The organism is Streptomyces sp. NPDC051555 (genome assembly GCF_044454405.1).
Taxonomy (GTDB): Bacteria; Actinomycetota; Actinomycetes; order Streptomycetales; family Streptomycetaceae; genus Streptomyces.
In genome coordinates this window covers 1-5,124 of sequence record NZ_JBITDP010000080.1, presented here as the reverse complement: position 1 = coordinate 5,124, position 5,124 = coordinate 1, and the positions used below count along the sequence as shown (strand labels likewise).

General features: G+C 68.5%; 5 protein-coding genes. 2 read left to right on the top strand and 3 right to left on the bottom strand.

The genetic code is table 11. From position 1 onward, the window contains the following. Positions 1–600: IS3 family transposase (locus ACIBEA_RS44110; RefSeq protein WP_399270142.1), on the top strand; the 600-nt coding region annotated here is incomplete at its 5' end. 1,268 nt (positions 601–1,868) lie between these two features. Here ACIBEA_RS44110 and ACIBEA_RS44105 read toward each other — a convergent pair. Next, positions 1,869–2,579 (bottom strand): SDR family NAD(P)-dependent oxidoreductase, encoded by a 711-nt coding sequence (locus ACIBEA_RS44105; RefSeq protein ID WP_399270140.1) that lies wholly within the window; start codon positions 2,577–2,579, stop codon positions 1,869–1,871. Positions 2,580–2,728: 149 nt separating this feature from the next. On the opposite strand from ACIBEA_RS44105, the gene ACIBEA_RS44100 reads away from it, so the two are divergent. Further along, positions 2,729–3,361, top strand: a complete 633-nt coding sequence (locus tag ACIBEA_RS44100) for a TetR/AcrR family transcriptional regulator (RefSeq protein ID WP_399270138.1) — start codon at positions 2,729–2,731, stop codon at positions 3,359–3,361. A gap of 71 nt (positions 3,362–3,432) precedes the next feature. Here the strand turns inward: ACIBEA_RS44100 and ACIBEA_RS44095 are convergent, their stop codons facing one another. Both ACIBEA_RS44095 and ACIBEA_RS44090 read right to left on the bottom strand, forming a co-directional pair. Continuing rightward, positions 3,433–4,380, bottom strand: a complete 948-nt coding sequence (locus ACIBEA_RS44095; RefSeq protein WP_399270136.1) for a zinc-binding alcohol dehydrogenase family protein — start codon at positions 4,378–4,380, stop codon at positions 3,433–3,435. 72 nt (positions 4,381–4,452) lie between these two features. After that, positions 4,453–5,001: a transposase gene (locus tag ACIBEA_RS44090; RefSeq protein WP_399270134.1), complete on the bottom strand. Its 549-nt coding sequence runs from the start codon at positions 4,999–5,001 to the stop codon at positions 4,453–4,455. Positions 5,002–5,124: the final 123 nt, after the last annotated feature.

Here is a 5,124-nt window from a genome sequence, read left to right as displayed (position 1 = left end):
CCGAACGCGGAACTGGCCCCGGACCTGGTCGAGCGCGACTTCACCGCGACCGGGCCGAACAGGCTGTGGGTCACCGACCTGACCATGATCGCCACTCAGGAGGGCCCGTTGTGGCTGTCCGCGATCCGCGACGCGTTCTCCCGCCGCGTCGTGGCCTGGGAAACCTCCGCCCGCGCCGACGCCGACCTCGTCCTGACCACCCTCGAGTACGCCCTCGCCTCCCGCGAGCCCACCGCCGGCGAACTCATTCACCACGCGGACCACGGCTGCCAATACACATCCGTGAAACTCACAACGCGCCTGCTCAGAGCCGGCATCCAAGCGTCCATGGGATCCGTCGGCGACTCGTTCGACAACGCCTTGGCGGAGAATCTGTGGATGCTGGTCAAGACCGAGTGCGTCCGCGGCCGCGTCTTCGCCACACGTGCCGAGGCGAACCTCGCGCTCTTCCACTACATCGACGGCTTCTACAACCCCCACCGCATCCAGAAGCGGCTCGGCTACCTCAGCCCCATCGAGTTCGAGGAGAAGCACTACGCCAACCAGGCAGCGACCGAACAAGCGAACCTGAAACCACGTAACCCCACCCTGACCAGCTAGTCAGCACCTCCCGCACAGCGGGGGAACCTCAGTTTCGCCTTCGGCGCGAGCCGGATTTACCCGGCCGGTCGAGGAGTCCTGGCAGGGGTCCGACGCGCCGATCTACGATGCCCTCGAGAGTCAGTGGCTCGCCGCGGGCCGGGCAGTACCCCGCCGTCCAGGCCAGGCGTGGGGCGGCCGGCGGCCGCAGAACACCCCAGACCTGTTCCATCGTGCCTGAACCACATCCTCACTCCCGGACCGCCGACACGAGGCTCACGCCCCCCTGCCCGTACCCTCGGCCTCAACGCGGCCCAAGAGGAAAGAGCTCGGGCTCAGCCCTCCCCACCCTTTTGAGCGGGATGAGCGAGCCATTTGCAGGGAGGACTGACAGTGAGGGTGGCGGCACCAGGGTCAAGTGCTAGGCCGGTTCTCCCCGATAGCCGCTGTCCCGGGGCCGGTACTGGTGTGGTGGGGTCCGGCAGGCCGGGGTGGGCGGGGCCTGCCGGACCGGTGGCGCGCGCCCCGGTCCTGTCACCGGGGTCCGGATGCCACAGGGTGCCCTTTCGAAGACCACCGGGGCAATGGGGGAAAGCACCGGCGCGCGGTCTCGGACTGGACACTCCCAGCCTTCTCAACGAGCCGGGACGGAAACGGTTCTGCACACACGTACGGGGCCGGTGCGCGGAAACCTGCCCGGGGTCTGTTCGTTGACGGGTGCGGGGATGCACCCCGTGTACGGCTTTCCGAGCAGCCGGGTACGGGCCCTGAGCGAGCGGCTCGGATGCCCTGGGGTCTGCCGGACGAAAGGCGAGCCGTCCGGCAGACCCCGGGGCCTCGCGTGATCCCCGACGAGCACAGTGCCGCCGATCAAGCCGGCCGGTGAAGCGGACACTTCCCGGAAGTTGAGGAGCGCCGGTGTCAGCGGGGTTCAGCTTGATGATCTTGTTTGGGGTCGAGCGTCGACGACCTGCGCACACTCTGCAGCCCAGTAGCAGAACGTTTCCCACACGGCCGCGTTGATCACCGAGGTACGGATCGGTTCCGCGCCGGGCGGGCAGTGCCGGTCGCCGTGGGCGGGCCGGAAGTGGAGCCAGGCGCCCTGGGGTATGACCGGGGTCTGGCTTCGCGCGCTCACGCCCCCGGCAGGCTCCGGCCGCGGCCACTACCGCCGTGTTCGGGTGGCGGGCTTCTGCGGAACCGGGCGACTGCGCGGTTGCTGACCGAGGTGAGTGGTCCCGAGCGAGGTCACACCTGAGCTCAGGTGTTCGTCGGATCGCCGCGTCGCGTTATCCGGCGGTGGGGTGGATCTGCTCGATGCGGTCGCGCTTGGTGTACATGTCCCAGTAGTGGGCGGCGAGTTCGTCGGGGTCGACGACCGGGAACTGCATGCCGTCCGTCTGGGCGGCGATGGCTGCCTCGGCCAGCTCGCTGCGGGTGATCATGGCTCCGATGGAGAGGGTGCCGGCGTAGATGCCGGACGGGGCGAGTTCGCCGTTGAGGGAGTAGACGTAGTTGCGGGCGGCGGCCATGACCGGGCCCAGGCCGCTGAGGTAGGGCCTCGGTTCCACTGCCGTGGAGCCGGTGGTCATCAGGAAGGCGCCGTCGCCGCGCTCGGTCCACTCGGGCAGGGCGGCGCGCAGCACCTCGACCGGGGTGAGCAGGAGCAGCGGGGTCAGTGCCTGCAGGGTGGCCGCGTCCAGGCGGGTGGCGGGGGCGAAGCCCTGTTCGCCGCTGATGGGCCCGTATTCGATCACGTCGATCCGGCCGAAGCGGTCGCGGATGGCCCCGAGCACTGCGGGTGCCTCGGTGGGCTGGTTCAGGTCGGCGGTGAAGGCAGCGGCCTCGATGCCGTCGGCGGCGAGCTGCTCGACGAGCGCGTCCAGGCGGTCCTTGCGGCGGGCCACCAGGGCGACGCGGAAGCCTTCGCGTCCGAAGCGGCGGGCCACGGACAGACCGAGGCCGGTGCCGGCTCCGAAGACGGCGATCACTTTGGACATGGGGTGCTCCTCGAACGAACCAGTTATCTTGACCCTGTGGTCAACTTACGATTCGAACGTAACATGGAAGTTGACCCGACCGTCAAGTTCAGGTCTGCGGAGGATGCGACCATGGGGACGCCACGCCAGGACCAGGAGGAATGACCGGGATGCGGGCTGACGCGCAACGCAACGCGGACAAGCTGCGGGCAGCCGCCGCCGAGCTCTTCCAGGAACGCGGTCTGCAGGTACCGCTCAAGGAGATCGCCCGGCGGGCCGGCGTCAGCCACGGCACCCTCTACAACCTGTTCGGCACCCGTGAGGCGCTCATCGCCGAAGTGGTGACCGACCAGGCGGCGGACCGTCTCAGCGACATCGCCCAGCAGGCCCTGGCCTTCGAAGACGCCTGGAGCGGGTTCGCGTACTACATCGAGACGCTCTGCGAGCTACAGGTCACCGACCTCGCGATCGCCGATGCCATCTGTGGCCGCTACCCGGGTGCGGAGCGCCTCATGGCGGTCTGTGGCCGCTCCGTGGAAGCGGGTAAGCGCATCATCGAGCGCGCCCAGCAGGCAGGCGCCCTGCGCCCCGACTTCACCAGCGAAGACCTCGTCTTCGTCCTCGGCTCCAACGCCCCGCTGATCCGCGCCACCACCGACGTCGCCCCGAACGCCTGGCGCCGCAACCTGGCTTTCGTCCTCGACGGCCTGCGCGCCGAGGCCGCCCGCCAACCACTGCCCACCGAACCCCTGTCCCCACCACAGGTCTACGCAGTCATGGCAAACCTCACCCCCAAGCCATAGCTAGGCCCGGCCACCAACGACCACCGTCTTGATCTTGCCGGCAACTGTGTCCTGACGCGGTTCGCGGTGCGTCACATGGTGATGGCGATGGTGCCGGAGACACTGCCGCCGGTACGGGCCTCAAGTGCCCTGTTGAGGTCGATGAAGGCGAAGGTGGTGGTATTCAGGGTGAGGGTGCCGCTGCTGAGTTCGGTGAGCAGAGTATGGAACACGTCGTCAGGGACATGGCGGCGGACCATGTTCATCGGGAGCAGGCTGACGTCGGCGGCGAGGAGGGTGGGCAGGTCCAGGGTGAGGGTCTTCCCGGCGACGTAGCCGATCATGACGATGCGGCCGCCGGGCTTGATGGCGGGCAGCAGGGTGGGAACGGTGTCGCCGCCGACGGTGTCCAGCACGGCGTCGATCCCGCCGTGCGCGCCCAGGCGCTCCACGGACTCGGGATCCCGGCCAATGAGGACCTCGGCAGCAGCTTCGGGGACGGAGCCGGCTTCCTGCTCGTTGCGGACCAGGGCGATGACGTGGGCGCCGGTGCGGGCGGCCATCTGTACGGTCATTGACCCGACTCCGCCGGAGGGGCCGGTGACCAGGACCCGCTCGCCCGGTTTGACCTGTCCGACCGGTTCGGCAGCAGCCCAGGCCGTGGTCATCGGCGAGTAGCAGGTGGCGGCCAGTGTCGCGTCCGCGTCCTGGGGGACCACGCGCACCGCGTCCACCGGCACGGTGATCTGCTCGGCCCAGGTGCCGGGGCGTTCCAGCCCGATGCCTGCGCCGCGGACCAGGACCCGCTTGCCGACCAGGGCCTCCTGGCCCGCGGTGACGGTGCCGACTCCGGCGGTGCCGGGGGTGAAGGGCAGGGCGGGCCGGTAGGAGAAGGTGCCGGACATCAGGGTGAGATCGAGATGGGTGACCGCGGCCGCCTCCATGGCGACCACGATCTCGCCTTGAGGGGCCTGCGTCGGTGGGGCGGCCTCCTCGATGTCGATGGTCTTGCCCCAGGCGTGCAGGCGGGATGCCAGCATGTTCGGCCCTTCCGGTTCGCGCATTGCGTTGAGGTATCACTGCCCGGGTTCAGGCTGGGCCGGTGTGGTGGGTTACTGACCTTGTAGTCGTGGTGTCGTAAGGGTGAGTCCGGTGCCGGTGAGGCATCCGTCGATGATGTGGCTGCGGTATTGGATCTGGCGGAGGCCGTGTCGTAGTCGGCGGATGAGGTGGTCGGGGTCGGTGAAGTCGGTGTTGGCCTGGCTGGTCCGGCGGAGGACCGACCAGATGCCTTCGACGGGGTTGAGGTCGGGTGCGTAGGACGGCAGGTGGTAGGCGGTGATCCAGTCCTGTGCGTCGATGAAGGCCCGCATGCGGCGGTCTTTGTGGACGTTCAAGTTGTCCCAGATGAGGATGATGGGCCCGTCGAGCTGCTGGTGGGCTGCGATGAGGAGGTCGCGGTACTCGGTCCAGGCAAAGCTCTTGCGGCCGCCGCCCTTGTGGTCGGTATGCCGTCTGGGCCGGTAGATCAGGCGGGAGCGTTCGCCGGGTTTGTAGCAGCACAGGGCAGCGATGGAGAAGCGACGCTGGGAGCGTCCGCGGACCCGGATGACCGGCGTGCTGCCACGTCTGGCCCAGGTGCGGGAGGTCGGCGGCGTCATCGAGAATCCGGCCTCGTCCTCGAAGACGAGAGGGTGTACACCAGGTTGTGTGAGTAGGGGATGATTGCTCCTATCTGGTCCGGTTCCTGCCCTGAACGGAAAGTGACGCACAGTGATATCGAG

Excerpts from the sequence above, each read along its gene's own strand:
- ACIBEA_RS44100 (WP_399270138.1), top strand. The coding sequence starts at position 2,729 with ATGCGGGCTGACGCGCAACGCAACGCGGACAAGCTGCGGGCAGCCGCC.
- ACIBEA_RS44095 (WP_399270136.1), bottom strand. The coding sequence starts at position 4,380 with ATGCTGGCATCCCGCCTGCACGCCTGGGGCAAGACCATCGACATCGAG.
- ACIBEA_RS44105 (WP_399270140.1), bottom strand. The coding sequence starts at position 2,579 with ATGTCCAAAGTGATCGCCGTCTTCGGAGCCGGCACCGGCCTCGGTCTG.
- ACIBEA_RS44090 (WP_399270134.1), bottom strand. The coding sequence starts at position 5,001 with ATGACGCCGCCGACCTCCCGCACCTGGGCCAGACGTGGCAGCACGCCG.